The sequence below is a fragment of the Echinicola shivajiensis genome (assembly GCF_018642165.1).
In the GTDB taxonomy this organism is placed as follows: domain Bacteria; phylum Bacteroidota; class Bacteroidia; order Cytophagales; family Cyclobacteriaceae; genus Echinicola; species Echinicola shivajiensis.
In genome coordinates, this window is the sequence record NZ_JAHHZM010000008.1 from 133,982 (window position 1) to 151,871 (window position 17,890).

General features: G+C 40.0%; 12 protein-coding genes. 5 read left to right on the forward strand and 7 right to left on the reverse strand.

Annotated features, from left to right (window positions below; translation table 11 throughout):
• Nucleotides 1–88: 88 nt before the first annotated feature.
• From gltX to KMW37_RS14275, 3 genes are all read left to right on the forward strand, one after another.
• Nucleotides 89–1,630, forward strand: a complete 1,542-nt coding sequence (gltX, locus tag KMW37_RS14265) for a glutamate--tRNA ligase (protein ID WP_215225317.1) — start codon at nt 89–91, stop codon at nt 1,628–1,630.
• A gap of 54 nt (nt 1,631–1,684) precedes the next feature.
• Nucleotides 1,685–1,888 carry a hypothetical protein gene (locus KMW37_RS14270; RefSeq protein WP_215225318.1) on the forward strand — a complete coding sequence of 68 codons (204 nt, stop codon included), beginning with the start codon at nt 1,685–1,687 and terminating at the stop codon, nt 1,886–1,888.
• A gap of 95 nt (nt 1,889–1,983) precedes the next feature.
• Entirely contained in the window at nt 1,984–2,646 is a 663-nt protein-coding gene (locus KMW37_RS14275) for an outer membrane beta-barrel protein (protein ID WP_215225426.1), read from the forward strand.
• Nucleotides 2,647–2,708: 62 nt separating this feature from the next.
• On the opposite strand, the gene pruA is transcribed toward KMW37_RS14275, so the two are convergent.
• The 3 genes from pruA to KMW37_RS14290 all read right to left on the reverse strand — a co-directional run bounded on the left by pruA (nt 2,709) and on the right by KMW37_RS14290 (nt 5,508).
• Entirely contained in the window at nt 2,709–4,340 is a 1,632-nt protein-coding gene (pruA, locus tag KMW37_RS14280) for an L-glutamate gamma-semialdehyde dehydrogenase (RefSeq protein WP_215225319.1), read from the reverse strand.
• An 80-nt stretch (nt 4,341–4,420) separates the two neighbouring features.
• On the reverse strand, nt 4,421–5,116 hold the full coding sequence (locus KMW37_RS14285; RefSeq protein WP_215225320.1) for a YjjG family noncanonical pyrimidine nucleotidase: 696 nt from the start codon (nt 5,114–5,116) through the stop codon (nt 4,421–4,423).
• Nucleotides 5,117–5,127: 11 nt separating this feature from the next.
• On the reverse strand, nt 5,128–5,508 hold the full coding sequence (locus KMW37_RS14290) for an ArsR/SmtB family transcription factor (protein ID WP_215225321.1): 381 nt from the start codon (nt 5,506–5,508) through the stop codon (nt 5,128–5,130).
• Nucleotides 5,509–5,694: 186 nt separating this feature from the next.
• On the opposite strand from KMW37_RS14290, the gene KMW37_RS14295 reads away from it, so the two are divergent.
• Nucleotides 5,695–6,291, forward strand: a complete 597-nt coding sequence (locus KMW37_RS14295; protein WP_215225427.1) for a carboxypeptidase-like regulatory domain-containing protein — start codon at nt 5,695–5,697, stop codon at nt 6,289–6,291.
• An 82-nt stretch (nt 6,292–6,373) separates the two neighbouring features.
• Here KMW37_RS14295 and KMW37_RS14300 read toward each other — a convergent pair whose 3' ends face one another.
• Entirely contained in the window at nt 6,374–7,972 is a 1,599-nt protein-coding gene (locus KMW37_RS14300) for an aminopeptidase P N-terminal domain-containing protein (protein ID WP_215225322.1), read from the reverse strand.
• A 207-nt stretch (nt 7,973–8,179) separates the two neighbouring features.
• On the opposite strand from KMW37_RS14300, the gene pafA reads away from it, so the two are divergent.
• Nucleotides 8,180–9,805: an alkaline phosphatase PafA gene (pafA, locus tag KMW37_RS14305; RefSeq protein ID WP_215225323.1), complete on the forward strand. Its 1,626-nt coding sequence runs from the start codon at nt 8,180–8,182 to the stop codon at nt 9,803–9,805.
• A 105-nt stretch (nt 9,806–9,910) separates the two neighbouring features.
• On the opposite strand, the gene KMW37_RS14310 is transcribed toward pafA, so the two are convergent.
• From KMW37_RS14310 to mfd, 3 genes are all read right to left on the reverse strand, one after another.
• Nucleotides 9,911–12,712 (reverse strand): YCF48-related protein, encoded by a 2,802-nt coding sequence (locus KMW37_RS14310; protein WP_215225324.1) that lies wholly within the window; start codon nt 12,710–12,712, stop codon nt 9,911–9,913.
• Nucleotides 12,713–13,051: 339 nt separating this feature from the next.
• On the reverse strand, nt 13,052–14,281 hold the full coding sequence (gene gldJ, locus KMW37_RS14315) for a gliding motility lipoprotein GldJ (RefSeq protein ID WP_215225325.1): 1,230 nt from the start codon (nt 14,279–14,281) through the stop codon (nt 13,052–13,054).
• A gap of 170 nt (nt 14,282–14,451) precedes the next feature.
• On the reverse strand, nt 14,452–17,802 hold the full coding sequence (gene mfd / locus KMW37_RS14320; RefSeq protein ID WP_215225326.1) for a transcription-repair coupling factor: 3,351 nt from the start codon (nt 17,800–17,802) through the stop codon (nt 14,452–14,454).
• Nucleotides 17,803–17,890 lie beyond the last annotated feature (88 nt).

Genomic DNA, 17,890 nt, shown 5'->3' on the forward strand with positions numbered 1-17,890 from the left:
CCATCTTTTTTGTATCTTTGCCCTTTAATTCATTAGAGATTATTCTCTTAAAAGGTTTTACCTTAGAAAAAGGAAAAATATCAATAAGATGACGAAAGAAGTACGCGTACGTTTTGCCCCATCTCCAACCGGAGCCCTACATATTGGAGGTGTCCGCACCGCCCTTTACAACTACCTTTTTGCCAAAAAGCACAACGGCAAATTTTTGTTGAGAATAGAAGATACTGACCAGACCCGTTATGTACCGGGTGCTGAGGAATATATTAAATCTGCTTTGGAATGGATAGGCATCACACCAGATGAGAGCCCATGGGTAGAAGGTCCACATGGCCCTTACCGCCAATCTGAAAGAAAACCACTCTACATGCAATATGCCATGGACTTAGTGGAAAAAGGCTATGCGTACTATGCCTTTGATACAGCTGAGGAGCTAGATGCTATGAGAGAAAGATTGACTGCTGCCAGAGTAGTTTCTCCTCAGTACAATGCCATTACCAGAACCCAGATGAAGAATTCACTTACCCTTCCTGAGGATGAGGTAAAAGAAAAACTAGCGTCTGGAGAACCTTATGTCATCCGTCTGAAGGTCCCTAGAAAAGAAGAAATCAGATTAAACGACATGATCCGTGGTTGGGTAATGGTTCACTCAAACACATTAGATGACAAAGTTCTAATGAAATCTGATGGGATGCCTACCTACCATCTTGCAAATATTGTAGATGACCATTTAATGGGAGTTTCACATGTAATCCGTGGTGAGGAATGGTTACCTTCCGCCCCTATACACGTCTTACTTTACCGTTATCTGGGATGGGAAGACAGCATGCCTCAGTTTGCCCACTTACCATTATTATTAAAGCCTGATGGCAATGGTAAGTTATCCAAAAGAGATGCTGACAAGCATGGGTTCCCGATTTTCCCTATGGACTGGACAGATCCTAGAACCAACGAACTTTCTCCTGGATTCAAGGATGCCGGCTACCTTCCTGATGCTTTTGTCAATTTCTTGGCCTTCTTGGGCTGGAACCCAGGTGATCACCGTGAGATCTTCAATATAGAAGAACTCATAGAAGCGTTCACGGTAGAAAGAATCGGCAAATCAGGGACTAAATTTGACATCAATAAAGCAAAATGGTATAACGAGCAATACTTAAAAGCCAAATCCAATCAAGAGTTGGCGGGGTACCTGATGGAAGACCTTGAAAAAGAAGGAATTGAAATCCTCCAATCCAAGGCTGAGAGGATTGTAAATATCATGAAAGAAAGAGCCACTTTCCCTGCAGATTTATGGAGAGAAGGTAGATTCCTATTGATAGCCCCTGACTCCTTTGATGAGAAAATAGCTGGCAAAAAATGGAATGAAGATGCCGTACAGGTATTGAGCAGCTACAAAGATGAACTAGCTAAATTTGAAGGTGAGTTCACACCAGAAAGCGCTAAATCCTTATTGGAAAAAGCAGCAGAAGCCAATGAAATCAAACTGGGTAAGGTGATGCAGGCCGTAAGATTAGCCACCACTGGAGTGGGGGCTGGCCCTGATTTAATGGAGGTATTTGTGATCATTGGAAAAGATGAACTAATCAAAAGAATTGATTTTGCGTTAAATACATTAGAAGTAAAAGCAAATTAATCCACGAACAACCAGTCTACTAATAATCACTGGTTTAAAAAGAAAGGAAAAGTCATGGCTAAAAAACCTAAAAAAGAGGAAAACCCTAAAGTAAATCCAGAATTGGAAGGATTTAAAATGAATATCAATTCATTTGGGGAAATCTCTAGTTCTTTTTCCATTGACAAAATCAATGAGTTTCTGAACAAAAATGTAGAGGATAAAAAACTCAAAGACCGGAATGATTTAGACCAGGTCAAAAAAACCGATAAAAAATAGTCTGCGTAGGCAGACTATTTTTTATTATTTTTAAATTACAGAGCAGCTATTAAGTCTTCAACTTGAATCCTATCATCAAAAAACAGATCTATTATATTGCTAGTCTGGCATTAATATTTACCCTGTTGCTGTTCAACAGTTCATATACTTATGCCCAAACCAATATTGGCTTTAGAGGAGGTTTGAGCTATTCAGGCATGACTTACAGATCTGTTGCCTCACTTCCCAAAGTCAAGGCGCACGGTGTCAAAAACCAACCGACCTTTGCCTTTGTCTTTGAGCATTTCTATAAGGACCATGCAGGTATAGAGGTAAGTTTCCAGAAAGTGACTACGGGATTTATAGAATATAATGAGGACGAAACAGCTACCAATGAAACCCATTTTGACTATTTCAAAGTACCGGTTTTGGCCAATTTCTATTTTGGAAGGTCAGGGCGCTTTCATATAAAAATGGGGCCACATTTTGGAAGACTCCTCAAAGCCACAGATGTCAAAAGGGAATTTGAAGCTCCAAATGAAAACATTCCCATACTGCCTACTTACGGACAGGAAGGGGATGATCCCAAAAAATTAATGTACGGACTTACTGCCGGAGCGGGAATTTCTAAGGTATTTGGCATAAGCACCATAGCAGCAGACGTTCGCGCATCTTATGAATTTGGCCGACCAGAAAATCAAGACAGGATTTTTGATATGACCGGAACAAATATAGAATTCACCCTTGCTTATCTTTTCCGCGTGGCAAAAAGAAAATAAGCAGATCAAAAAAAGCCACCAATTTTCATTGGTGGCTTTCTATCTATTCATTTCTGTTTGTATCAATCCTCACCTAAGAAAGGATATCTATAATCCGTAGGAGTCACAAATGTTTCTTTGATGGTTCTTGGCGATACCCATCTCAACATATTGATCATGGCACCTGCTTTATCATTGGTACCAGAAGCTCTGGCTCCACCAAATGGCTGTTGTCCAACAACTGCTCCAGTACATTTATCATTGATATAGAAGTTACCAGCCGCATTTCTCAATTTCTGTGTTGCCAGCTGAGCAGCATACCTGTCCTGGGAGAAAATGGCACCCGTAAGTGCATAAGAAGAAGTTTGGTCTACCAATTCTAGGGTAGCTTCAAAATTATTTTCCTCATACACATAAATGGTCAATACCGGACCGAAAATCTCCTCACACATAGTGGTGTACATAGGATCCTTGGTCAATAGTACTGTAGGCTCTACAAAATAACCTTTTGATTTATCGTAATTACCTCCGGCGATCACTTCAAGGCCATCAGCTTTGGCATTATCGATATATTTGGTAATCCTATCGAATGCTTTCTCATCAATAACTGCATTGACAAAGTTGCCAAAGTCCTCAGTTCCTCCCATTTTAATGCTAGCAAGATCTTCGACCATATACTTCTTCACATCTTCCCAAAGGTTAGACGGAACATAAGCACGCGAAGCTGCAGAACATTTTTGGCCTTGGAATTCAAAAGCACCTCTTACCAATCCTGTAGCAAATTGCTTAGCATGGGCAGACTTATGGGCAATCATAAAGTCCTTACCACCTGTTTCACCTACAATTCTTGGGTAAGCTTTATATTTAGTGATGTTTTCACCGATAGTTTTCCAAATTGTCTGGAATACAGCAGTGGAACCTGTAAAGTGAATACCAGCGAAGTCTGGATGGTTAAATACCACTTCACCAGTGTCTGGCCCATCTACATAAATCAAGTTGATCACCCCATCAGGCACACCAGCTTCCTTAAATACCTCCATCAATACCTGAGCAGAATAAATCTGGGTATAGGCAGGTTTCCAAACTACCGTATTGCCCATCATGGCTGGAGCAGTAGGTAGGTTGCCGGCAATAGCGGTAAAGTTAAAAGGAGTCAAGGCAAAGACAAAACCCTCCAATGGACGTTGTTCAGTCCTATTCCAAACGCCATTTCCAGAAATCGGAGGCTGTTGGGAATAAATTTCCGTCATGTACTTTACATTGAACTTCAAGAAATCTACGATTTCACAAGCAGAGTCGATTTCAGCTTGATAGGCGTTTTTTGATTGCCCCAACATCGTGGCAGCATTCATCTTATACCTATAAGGCCCAGCGATCAAATCGGCAGCTTTTAAGAAGATAGCAGCTCTTTGCTCCCATTCCATGGTTTCCCATGCTTCTTTCGCACCCAAAGCAGCATTAATCGCCTGCTCTACGTGAGACTTGTCTCCTTCGTGAAAATATCCAAGGATGTGCTGATGGTCATGAGGAGGAGAAAGTGGAAGTTTATTCCCTGTCCTTACTTCCTCGCTACCAATATACATTGGTATATCCACTTCCATAGCGCGAGCCTCTCTGATTGCTTCCTGTAACTTAGCTCTTTCTGCTGAGCCAGGAGCATAATCAAATACCGGTTCATTTTTCGGTTCCGGTATATTGAAGAAACCTTTTAACATAATAATTTGAGTTTTTTATTCTGATTAGTGCAAAGATAAAATTTCGGACTTAAATTCTATGCAAAAGGACGAACAGCCTGCTAAAGAAATTTCTCTAATTCTTTGAATCCTTGAATAGTATATGTGGCCTCCACCCCAATATCCAATCCTTTGGGGTTGAAATAAACCTGATCTATGGAGGCACTTTTTGCGCCCTCCACATCAGATATTGGATTGTCACCTATCATCAAACATTCCTCAGAATAAGTTGCCAGTTGCCTCATTGCATACTCAAAAATCCGCTTATCGGGCTTCTTGTGCCCTGTTGTTTCAGATGTAACGATCAGCTTGAAATAATTATTAATTCCAGAAGCGGAAATTTTCTTAGCCTGACTTTCATCAAATCCATTGGTGATAATATGCAAATCATATTTCTCCTTTAAGTATTCTAAAATCTCCTTTGAATAAGGAAACAAATGTGGCTTTGAGGAAGTACGATGCATAAAATCCTCCTCCATTTCGACGGGCACTTCTATTTTATGAGCACCCAACTGATCAAAAATCCTCCTAAAGCGTTCCTTTCTAAGGGTAATTTTATCAATTTTCCCTTTATCATAATAATCCCACAAACCATGATTTACCTTGATAAAGGCTTTGTAAAAATCATAGTTCGAAGGTACTCCCAGATTCTCCAGTGAATAAACCTCATACAATTCAGATAATGATTCCTGTACATTTCGATCATAATCCCACAAAGTGTGGTCCAAATCAAAAAATAGGTGACGGTACTTTTTCAAAACTTTAAACTTTAGCGGTAAGGGGTATTTTCTATTTTGTTGATCGCTAGCTCCCTATTGGAACGCAAAATCTCATAAATTTCCTGATCTCGGATCAAATTGACATCTTTTTGAATGAACTTAAAAATTTGATTGATAATCTCAATGGCCTCGTCCAAAATATAATAGAAGGTCCATTGGTCCACTCTTCTGCTGCCCACCAAACCAGAGTTTTTAAGATAGGCAAGATGCCTGCTTGTCTTGGTCTGGGTAAATTCCAAGATATGCTCCAAATCGGAAATGCATAACTCCTTGTTTTGGATCAGCAAGTGAATAATCCTTACCCTAGGCTCTTCTGAAAGTGCCTTGAAGACCCGCATGCCGTAATTTAAACTGATATTTTTAAGTCTCATTTAATAATTTTTAACGAAGAAACCTCCCTGAAATTAAGAAAATGCAGTGAAAATAACCTATAATAGCATTTGAATTTGGGAGCTACTACTTAAACCAATTTCCTTAAGGAACGTTTCTCATTAAAAAGCTTTATTTTGAAAATCACTAATTTATATCTCCCTTTATTTTTGTTTTTTTTCCTGCTCATGACAGGAATCACTTCTTCTTACGCACAAGATTCTAAGGACAGAAAAGTGCTACAGCTGTCTGGTATTATTTTAAATGCAGACAGTACAACGGCTATTTCGGGAGTAAACGTATATGTACCCAATAAAGGTAGAGGAACCAGCTCTAATAATTTCGGATACTTCTCCATGCCTGTAGCTACAGGTGACAGTGTGGTCTTTAGCTTCGTAGGATTGAAAAATCAAACTTTCAAAGTTCCTGATACGGTAGAGGAAGATAAAATCAGTCTTATCTTGACAATGGTTCAGGACGAAATTGCCTTAGGCGAAGTAGAGGTAATGCCTTATCCTACAGAAGAAGAATTTAAACAAGCGGTATTAGCCATGACTGTGGATGACATCCCATTAGATAGAGGGAATTTGAGTCCTCAAATGCTGCTAAGATGGGCTGAGCAAATGCCATCTTCACCTAATGAGAATTTCAGAAGCTTCCAAAGCGGTCAAATGCAACAAATTCAAGACCGCTACGGACCAAGATCATTCCCACTACTTAACCCATTTGCTTGGGCCAACTTTATCAAGTCCATCAAACGGGGAGACTTAAAAAGCAAGGATTAAAAACCTACATAAACAAAATGGGCTGCTTCTTCCGAAGCAGCCCATTTTCATTTTCAACATTAATAGCTTTCAAAGCTAATTCCTACAATTCTGGCAATACCCATTCCTCAAGAATACTTGGCTTTTTCATCATTGCCTCTATAGCTTCGCTGCTTCTAGGTGCATCTGCAGAAAGGTTAACAAAACCATCCTTTGTAATCAGCACATCGTCCTCAATCCTTACGGCAATATTCCACCATTTCTCATCACAATCACTTCCTTCTGGAATATAAATACCCGGCTCAACAGTCAATACCATTCCCTCTTCCAAGGGGCCATAAGCACCTCTATCATGCACGTCAAGTCCCAAATGATGACTGGTACCATGTGGGAAATAACGGTGACGCTGGCCTCTGACAATAATCCCCAAGTCTACCAATCCTTCATTAATGATTCTCTGTGCTACCTTATTGACCTCACTAAACTCAGTACCAGGTCTACAAACTGCCATTGCCTCTTCTTGGGCCTTATAAACCAAATCATAAATAGCCTTTTCTTCTTTGGTAAATTCACCGGAAACAGGAATAGTTCTGGTAACATCAGCCGTATACCCCCTCCATTCGGCCCCAAGATCCATCAACATCAAACGGTTTTGGGGATCTCTCAAATCATTGGAGATATAATGTAGAATACAACCATTTTGACCAGCCCCAACAATAGAAGGATAGCCAACTGACTCAGCACCATAACGCTTATAAACAAATTCATGTATGCCTTGAACCTCCCTTTCAGAAATTCCAGGCTTCAATGCTTTCATCACCTCTACCTGTCCTATGGCAGAAATACGGATAGCATTTTTCAACATTTCAATTTCTTCCGGAGTTTTTACCCCTCTCAATACGGTCATCATCTCAGGCAAACCTGCCACATCCACCTTGGTTTCCGGCAGGTTCTTTGCTATTTCCATTCGCTTTTCTGGTGTCTCTGCATCAGCAAATGCGATTAGTAAGGCATCATTTTCCACCTCTGGATAATATTTTCTGTATCGACCAATTACCTGAGCAACATTTGCGGAATTGTCCAAGTCAGTCGCTTTGATCAGATCATACATTTGATTGGTTACTTTGGAAATCTGTTCAGGATAATTACTGGCAGCCTTAAATCCTTCCATCATGGTCATCATATCCTTATTGGCGCTACTTTCCTCAATCCCTTTAAGATTAAAGGTTAGCACTTTATCCAGTTCGCCCAAATTAACCTTGGCCTCATCATTAAACTGGGAATTCAGAAACACCTGCTCAAAACCCAACTTTTCTTTTACACCTTCAACTCCAAGCCTTTTCCCATTCCACATTTCAGCATTTTCATCCCTCGCCTGCACATAAATCACTTCATCAACCATTTCACCTCCTACCAATTTTGGCTCACTGAAAATCACCAAAACAGCATTAGGCTCTCTATAGCCAGTTAAATAGAAAAAATCTGTGTTGGGATGATATATAAAATCCACATCATTGGATCTGTTCTTCACAGGAGCGGTAAAAACCACAGCTGCTGAATTTTCTGGAAGCATTGCTCTTAGCGCTTCTCTTCTACCTTTGTGAAAAGATTTGTCAAGGCCATCATCAAAATATGACTGGGCCTTTACCATGTTTATCCCAAGGCAAAACAAAATTGCCAACAGTATTTTACTACCTTTCATATGCGATTATTTTTTTTCAAATGTGAATATAGGGGATTAAAATTACAATGGTTTTTACATAAATGACAAAAAGCTTTTTATGGCTTTTCAGAAAATTTCCAATTCCTTCTGCCACTTGTCCATTTGATTGACCAGATTCCAATTTTATTTATCCAAAAACCACCTTATTCCCTATATTTGTCAAATTCATAAAAAGCTAAAAACCTGATGAAAAAGATTGTTCTAGCCAGTTTAATTTTGTTGGCTTGCTTATCCACGGGATTCGCTCAAAATTCCCAAAAACCAAAATTAGTAGTAGGTATAGTAGTAGATCAAATGCGCTACGAATATTTGCACAAATTCCATGACCGATATACTGAAGGAGGTTTCAAACGCCTGATGCACGAAGGTTTCATGATGAAAAATGGCCATTATAATTATATCCCTACCTATACCGGGCCTGGTCATTCATCCGTCTACACAGGAACTACTCCTGCTACACATGGCATCATTGGCAACAGCTGGTATGTAAGAAGTATGGATGGGAATATGTATTGTGCAGGTGACAGTACAGTAACAGGCATCGGGGGCACAGCATCTAGTGGAAGAATCTCCCCAAGGAACTTGTTGACCACTACCATTACGGATGAACTTAAACTATCCACCAATCACCGCTCAAAAGTAGTAGGTGTAGCTATCAAAGATCGTGGAGCTGCCTTGCCTGCTGGTCATTTAGGAGATGCTTATTGGTATGATGGCAAAACCGGTGAATTTATGAGCTCTACCTATTATGGAGAGGAGCTACCTGATTGGGTGCAAAAATTCAATAAGAAAAAACTGCCTCAAAAGTATCTTTCAAAAGATTGGAAGCCTCTTTACAATATCAAAACTTATATCCAAAGCACGGAAGACAATAATGACTTTGAGTCGCCATTTATTGGAAGGGAAACTACTAGTTTTCCTTATGACCTTAAAAAACTCCAAGAGAATAATGGGGGCCTTGGCTTAATCTCTTCTACACCATTTGGAAATGACCTGACTTTAGACCTTGCCTATGCAGCACTTGAAGGTGAAGACCTTGGTAAAGGTGATGAAACTGACTTTTTAGCCGTTAGCTTTTCCTCTACAGATTACGTTGGACATCGATTTGGTCCAGCTTCCAAGGAAATTGAGGACACTTATTTAAGGCTAGACCAAGGACTGGACAAATTCTTTGCTTACTTGGATAAGGAATATGGAAAAGGTGAATACCTTGTTTTCCTTACCGCTGATCATGCGGTGGCCGATGTGGTCAATTATATGAAAAGCATCAATGTCCCAACAGGAAGTTTCAACTCTAACTTTGCCAATACACAACTTAAGGGATTCACCAACCAAAAATATGGTGAGGGAGACTGGATCCTAAACACTTCAAATGAACAGATTTTCCTAAATAGAAAACTGATAGCCGAAAAAGGGCTTGATCTGGCAAAAGTACAAAGAGAAGTTGCTGATTTCATGATGCGATTTGACGGCATTAAAGAAACATATACCGCCTCTGACATGATGAGTCATGAATATACCCAGGGTAGGGCCCACTTACTGCAAATGGGTTTTAATCATAAAGCCTCAGGCGATGTTTTATTGATTTTGGAACCAGCTTGGTTAGTCAACTCTTCTAGAGGAACCACGCATGGCACTGGCTATAAGTATGACACACATGTCCCTATTTTATTCTACGGATGGAATGTTGACGCAGGAAGCAGCTCAAGGTATTGCACAATTACTGATATAGCACCTACTGTTTCCATGCTACTAAATATCAGAATCCCTAATGGAGCAAGTGGTGAGCCAATTTTAGAAATCACCGACTAATAACAATTTCTATTGATTGAAAAATCCCTCCCAGAATCTTATCTGGGAGGGATTTTTAATTTCAAATTTCCAGCGTCTGTAAAGGGAAAAAGGAACAAAAATTATTTATTTTATCCACAGCTTTTCCACAGTTTTTCCCTGCCTTGTTTTGACCATAATCAGCAGCATTCCTTTTGGCAAATTCTGTATATCAAATTCATAAATACCATAATCAGGAGTTATTTTCCGTATATTTTGTCCCATTGGGTCTAATATACTAATCTCTACCACTTGAGGCAGTCCTGACAGCCCAATGTGGATATCTCCAGACGATGGGTTCGGATAGATATTTATGCGCCCATTTTCCACCTCTTTTTCAATAGAAGTGATCAAATCAATATTAACATCCAGGCTTTGCGATGGACCTGATTCACAGGCATTCATAGGCACAACATTTAGGGTAAAATCACCCTCAACCTCCCAGCTCACGAGCACTTGATTTGTACCCTGCCCCTCAACAATTCTACCACCATCTGTACTCCATTGATAATTCACGCCTTCCACTAATGGAACCTCATAAACCTCTTCCTTCAGGCCTACTTTTATTGGGCCAGTGATACTGCCAGGTTGTGCTGGCGCTTGGCTAACTGAAATGGCTTTTTCAAATACTGCAGCTTCACCACAAGTGTTCCTCGGAAACACTCTTATAGATTGATTCCCTTCACTTTCCCATTCCACAGCAATATGGGCAGTACCTTGCCCTTCTTGGATGATTCCACCACTTACCTCCCAAATATAGGAAGTACCAGGTATCGAGTCTACTTCGAAGGGTTGAGTTACTCCCAAGCAGGCGATACCATCACCAATGATATTGGACACTTGAGCAGGCTCCTCTGAGACCAAAACTTCCAATCCAGTGGTTGGACCATTACCGCAAATATTTTGTCCTCTTACCAAAACTGCATTCCTTCCAGGAGTATCCCATTGAACCACTACTCTATTGCTTCCTTGCCCTTCCAAAATAGTTCCTCCATCTACTCTCCATTCATAAGTCACTCCAGCCCCTACTTCATCCTGAATAGTATAAATTTGTTGGCTCAGGCAAATATCTTCCTCACCAAAAATAGCACTCGGCTCTAATGGAACCAGACAGCTATATTGATAAAAAATCCCGTTTTCTCCTACCGCATATCCAGTATTCAAATCTCCAAAACTAATATCTGTAAAATCCTGGTAGGTGCTGGTCAAGGTTTGTTCCCAAGTTTCACCTTGATCCATGGTTTGAATAATCAGACCTTTCTCCCCAGCAATAAAGCCGACAGACTCATCCAGAAAATCAATCCCTGAAAAATCCTGGGAATAAGTCAATGAAATCTTTTTCCAGCTCAGCCCTTTATCTTCCGATTTATATAAGGCTCCTGATTTACCTACCACCAAAACAGTCAATTCATCCAATATTTTCAATGCGGTAAAATCCTCCGAGGCTCCTAAACTTACTTTTTGCCAATTATCAGCTCCATCTGTCCTATAGATATTTCCTTGATCACCAATGATCAAACCAATATCCTGATCAAAGAAATCAATGTCCCTAAAATTAATAGGTAGTGCGCCTTCTGCAATTGTGGTCCAATTAACTCCACGATTGTCTGTTTTGGCGATATAGCCATTTTCACCAACTATGTACCCATTATTGGCGTCAAAAAAATGTATGCCATACAGGTTCTTTTCTGTATTCGGGTTTAAAGCTGTCCAGCCCCCACCGGAGTTAGTGGTTATTAATATCGTTCCATTATCGCCTACCACATAGCCAAAGGAAGCAGACACAAATTCCAAATTGTTAAAAGGTATGGAAAGGGGCCTAGAACGATCTGCAAAGGAACTACCACCATTGGTTGTAGAAAGTATTAAAGCCTCTTGCCCCACAATATAACCACGAAGATCCGTAACAAATTGGGTAGCTGTAAAATCATTATTCCTACCGGACATTCTAAGCGACCAGGATGCCCCGGAGTTTGCCGAAGATATCAGCACGCCTGAATTGGCTACAGCATAAACATTATTGGTGGCCAGCTTATAGCTTAGCCCTAAGATATTTTGATCTGTCCTACTTGTTCTTTGAGAAAATGTAAGCCCTGCATTGTTGGTATATAAAACCACTCCGCTCTCGCCAGCCACCAAACCAACGTTCGGATTGGTGTCATGAAAATCTACCCTGTTATAATTAAATTCAGTTCCACTTTGTATAAAAGTCCAGCTCAATCCGGCATCTATGGATTTCAAAATTGTGCCCGCATCACCTACAATATAACCTGTTGTATCATTCACGAATACAATATCATTTAGGGGATTGCTGACTGGTGTATTGATTTGAGTCCAGTTATTCCCACTGTCAACAGTACGGAGGACTTTTGCATCAGAAGTGGCCAAATAGCCTGTGTCCAAATTATAAAAGTGCATGGCATTCAAATCTGCCGTAAAGCCAATATTTTGGAAAGTCCAAGTCTGTCCACTGTCATCTGATAAAAATACTGTGCCAGCATCCCCGACTATATAAACCTTATTTTCTGTCAAGTATTGGACTGAATTTAGATCTTCACTGTGACCTATACTAACCAAATCCCACTGATCACCTCCATTAATTGTCCTAAAAACTAATCCCCCTTCACCAACTATCAATCCCATATCATTATTAAAGAAATCCAATGCCAGCATTTTACCATCAACAGGGCTTTCTTGCTCAAACCAACTCAATCCTCCATCTATTGTTTTTAAAATAATCTGATCACCTGAAATATAGCCTACGTCGTCATTTACCCAATGAATACCTGTAAGCTCATTTCCCCATCCGGACATCCTCCTCCAACTCTGAGAAAAGGACTGAAGTACAAAAAACTGAGTGACTAAAAAGAAAAGTATATATTTTTTCATGTAAATAATGGCTGTATTGATAAACGATGTTGTAAAAGTATATTTTAAATTATTCAAATACCATCCCCAAAAGCGATATGTCAACGCTTCATTACTAGTAATTTACAAAAAAATAACACAGATACCAGCTTTCCACTCACCCTAAATTATTCACCTTCAACAAGTAGCAAATACATCAATCCATTAATTTTTACTCCAGTCCACTTATATTTTAGGAAGGACCTTATATTCAAGAGAGTCACAAAACATAAAAGTTAGTAGATTATATAAAAAATTAAGCACAAAAAAAGGCTGATAAATCACCAGCCTTTCTATGTCTATACTTATATATTTTATCCATTAACGATCATCAGCACCTACAGAGATCATAGCACATCTAAACCCGATGCTATTGGTAGCTGAATCTTGGTGCATAAATCTCCTTGTACCTGGAGACAACCAATAGGCTACATCCTTCCAAGAACCACCTTTATAAACTCTATAATTATCATCAATCAAAGATGTGCCATATAGGTCTGCATCATCCAGAGTACCATCTTTTCTCAACGGGTTCAAATCTTCAAAATCTTCATAAGACAATGGTCTGTAAACATCTTGAACCCATTCGTTCATATTACCTGACATATTGTACAAGCCAAAGTCATTTGGTGGGAATTCGTAAACATTGGCAGGGATAATTTCTCCATCATTGGTAATACCACCAGCAATACCGGCATAATCACCTCGACCACGCTTAAAGTTAGCCAAAAGGTCACCTTGACGGGATTTCCTCTTCACATCATAAGGATTTCTAACGCCTCTACCATCCCAAGGATAAATTCTACCATTTTCTTGGTTCTCGTCTAAATACTGCGTTCCGATCATGGCTTTTGCAGCATATTCCCATTCAGCCTCATTTGGAAGTCGATAACTTGGCAATACTACACCTCTTTCTATCAACTGGTTTTTGCTCATGGTACTGTCCAGCTCATTTTCTTTTCTGTACAGCTCATTCACATACACCGTTCTCCATTGAGAGTAAGCATTTGCTTGAGCCCATGTAACACCTGCTACAGGGTAAAAGTTAAATCCAGGGTGACGGAAATAATAAGTAGAATATACGTCATTATAAGATAAAGCTTCAGACCAAACATCTTCTCTCGGCTCTAACTTATTCAATGAATCCGCGCTTACACGGCTTCTCATATTGAAAAGAAACTCTTTATAATCCACATTGGTCACTTCAGTTTCATCCATATAGAAAGAAGCCACAGTTACTGTTCTCTCTACATTGTCCCTGAATGCCATAACATCCTGCTCTTGGGTACCCAAGACTGCTCGACCACCTTGAATATATTTCAGCTTAGGCCCTACTACAGGATCTTTAAGCCTTACAACAGTAAATTTTGTGGTGTCTTCCAGATCAAAATTCAACTCAGCACCGGTTGAGGCACTGACCTTACCTGGATTTCCTGCTGTCCTTCTACCATACGTTGGACCGTTATTTTTAGCACAAGAAGCCAAAAGTGTCATTGACAACATTAAAAATGCTGCAAAGACTAATTTCAAATTTTTATTTTCAATCCCCATTTGATCGGTTGTTTTTTCCAAACCTAAACTAAGTACTAATATATAATCATTCAATGAGTATTCACAATACTTTAAATGATCCCGTACGCATTTTCCCTATTTATCTTAAATATAAAAGAACATAGTAAAAAGCACAACAAATAAAGTATTAGATATAATAAAAGCAAAATTTAATGCCTCATATCTGCCAACCACTGCTTGGCAATATTTACAGATTGAACTCCACTAATCGTAAGAATTAAACGATTTTTATGCTCCTTTATTTTACAATATCTTCCCTTTGATTGAATAAACCGAATTATATTCCCAAATACCTCAGATTTAAAATAAATTTCTCTTGATGATGGAACAAAATAACATTTCATCATTCCATTTTTGAGCACTAACTTTTCGAAACCCAGTTTCTCGGCCATCCATCTCAATCGCACAGTCTCAAACAAAGCACTTACTACTTCAGGGACTGGCCCAAAACGATCTGTAATGGATTTGGCAAATTTTTCCAGTTCCTCTTCGGTTTTAATATTATCTAATTTCGAGTACAAGCTCAATCGTTCGGAAATATTCGTCACATAATCTTCTGGGATCAAAAGCTCCATATCGGTTTCGATCACACAATCTTGTACCAACACTTCTACTTTCTCCTTAAGGTCCACTTCAAACAAAGCGGCAAATTCATTTTCCTTCAACTCCTGAACTGCTTCATCCAAGATTTTATGATACATTTCAAAGCCCAAGTCTGTAATAAAGCCACTTTGTTCTGCCCCCAAAAGATTACCGGCTCCACGAATATCCAAGTCCCGCATGGCCACCTTAAAGCCATCTCCCAAATCAGAAAACTCCTCCAAAGTCTGTAGCCTTTTTCGTGCTTCAGGTGTTAAACCTGACATTGGAGTGGTCAACAGATAGCAATAGGCTTTTTTATTGCTCCTTCCAACCCTGCCACGCATTTGGTGAAGGTCACTCAAGCCAAACATATGAGCCCTATTGATAATAATAGTATTGGCATTTGGAATATCCAGACCTGATTCGATAATATTAGTTGAAACTAAGACATCATATTCTCCTTCAATAAAACTCACCATCACCTTTTCCAATTGCTTCCCATCCATTTGCCCATGGGCGCCTACCACCTTGGCATCTGGGACCAATCTCATAATTAAATTGGCTATGGAATCAATCTCACCCACTCTATTGTGCACAAAGAATACTTGACCGCCCCTTTGAAGTTCCTGAGAAACAGCATCACGAATAACTTCTTCTTTGAATGCATGGATCTCAGTGGTCACAGGCTGTCTATTAGGCGGAGGAGTAGCTATCACCGAAAGGTCCCTTGCCCCCATCAAGGAGAAGTGTAGTGTCCTTGGAATAGGTGTAGCAGTAAGGGTTAGCACATCCACATTTACCCTTAGTTCCTTGAGCTGATCCTTTACCTTCACCCCAAACTTCTGCTCTTCATCTATAACCAATAAGCCTAGGTCTTTGAACTTCATGTCCTTATTGACAATCCTGTGGGTCCCTACCAAAACATCAATCTCCCCACTTGAAACCTGCTCAGCAATCTCCCTGACCTGCTTTGCAGTCCTGAATCGGTTAATATAATCCACCTTCACAGGGAAATCCCTCAACCTTTCTTTAAAGGTTTGGTAATGTTGCATGGCCAAAATAGTGGTAGGAACCAAGACCGCCACTTGCTTGCGATCATTAATGGCCTTAAAAGCAGCCCGAATGGCCACTTCAGTCTTTCCAAAACCAACATCCCCACACACCAACCTGTCCATTGGATAGGCTTTTTCCATGTCATCCTTGACATCACCTGTGGCACTGGCTTGATCAGGGGTATCCTCATAGATAAATGAACTCTCCAACTCGACCTGCAATACACTGTCAGGTGAAAACTTATACCCTGGGGCATTTCTGCGTTTGGCATAAAGTGCTATTAAATCCTTCGCGATATCCCTTACCTTGCGCTTGACCTTCTTCTTTTTGTTCTCCCACTCTGGTGATCCCAGCTTAGACATGCTCGGCATGGTTCCTTCCTGCCCAGAATATTTTGATATTTTGTGCAAGGAATGGATGTTCACATAAAGTAAATCATCATCTCTAAAGACCAGTCGCACTGCCTCCTGCAAGTTATCATTGATCTCTACCTTTTCCAGACCTGCAAATCGACCTATCCCATAATCAACGTGCACCACATAATCTCCAGGCTGCAAGGTCTTAAGTTCCTTCAGCGTTAGGGCTTTCGTTTTACTGGCCTTTTGATTGCTTTTATATCGGTGAAAACGCTCAAAAATCTGGTGATCAGTATAACAGGCCAACCTAAGGGAAAAATCCAAAAAGCCTTCCCTCAAACTAATGGGCATGGATTGCACCTTTAGTGTAGGATCGAGCTCCTGAAAAATATTTTGTAATCTTTCAACTTGCTTTTCACTCTCCGAACAAATGATATTGACCAATCCTTGCCGCTCATTATCCACCAGATTCTCCACCAACATATCAAAGTTCTTATTGAAAGATGGCTGAGGCTTTATATCAAACTCAAACACCTGAGCTTCTGGAAGGTGAAACTGATTGCCAAATTCCAGTTTATTAAATCCAGCAATGGACTTCATAAAAGCCGCCCCATCATCAAACAAACCATCAGGTTTTAGCATCAGCTTTTCACTCCCCGTTTGCCCCACTATCTGATCAAATTTTTGACTGGCTTTATCAAATGCTTGATCCAACAAATCCATGGTCATTTCCACGTCCTTTATCCAAACCTGGGTTCCTTCTGGCATAAACTCCAAAAACGACTGCCTTACTTCCTGCATCAGCCTGGTCTGCACATTGGGAATGATGCTGATCTGCTCTAAATTCTCCACTGAAAGCTGGCTCTCAGCATCAAAAGACCTTATACTTTCTATTTCCTTGCCAAACAGCTCTATTCTATATGGCTCCTCATTTGCATAAGAAAAAACATCAATTATACCTCCACGAATGGCAAACTGCCCAGGCTCATAGACGAAATCCGTTTTCTCAAAATCATAAGTGGCCAATAATTCTGCAATAAATTCAGTATCCACTTTTTCACCCACCTTAGCAGAAAAAGTATTGTCTTTTAAGGACTTCTTATTGATTACTTTTTCATAGAGGGCTTCTGGATAAGTCACTACGATCTCCTGCTCACTCTCCTTTGATAGAATTTTATTGAGAATCTCTGCCCTTAAAAGGACATTGGCGTTTTCCACCTCGTCATATTGATAAGGACGCTTATAGGAGGAAGGAAACAATAATGGCTTGATTCCATCCACCAGCATTTTAAGATCATCAGCAAGATAGGCCGCTTCCTCCTTATCACGAGCAACTATCAAATGATAATTGTCTCCGATTCCTGCCATTGCTGCCAATAAGACCATGTCCATACTTCCGGTCAGCCCTTTCAACTGAAAGTTTTCACCCTGAACACTGAAAATACTACTGGCCACAGTCCTGATATAAGAATCCTCTTTATACAGGGAAAGAAATGCTTTTTTATCCAAAATGAATATATCTTAAAGGTGGTATTCCAATTTTACGCTATCGATCTGCAAGTTAGGAAAAAGCTAGCTTTTCTCTCTGCCTGGGAAG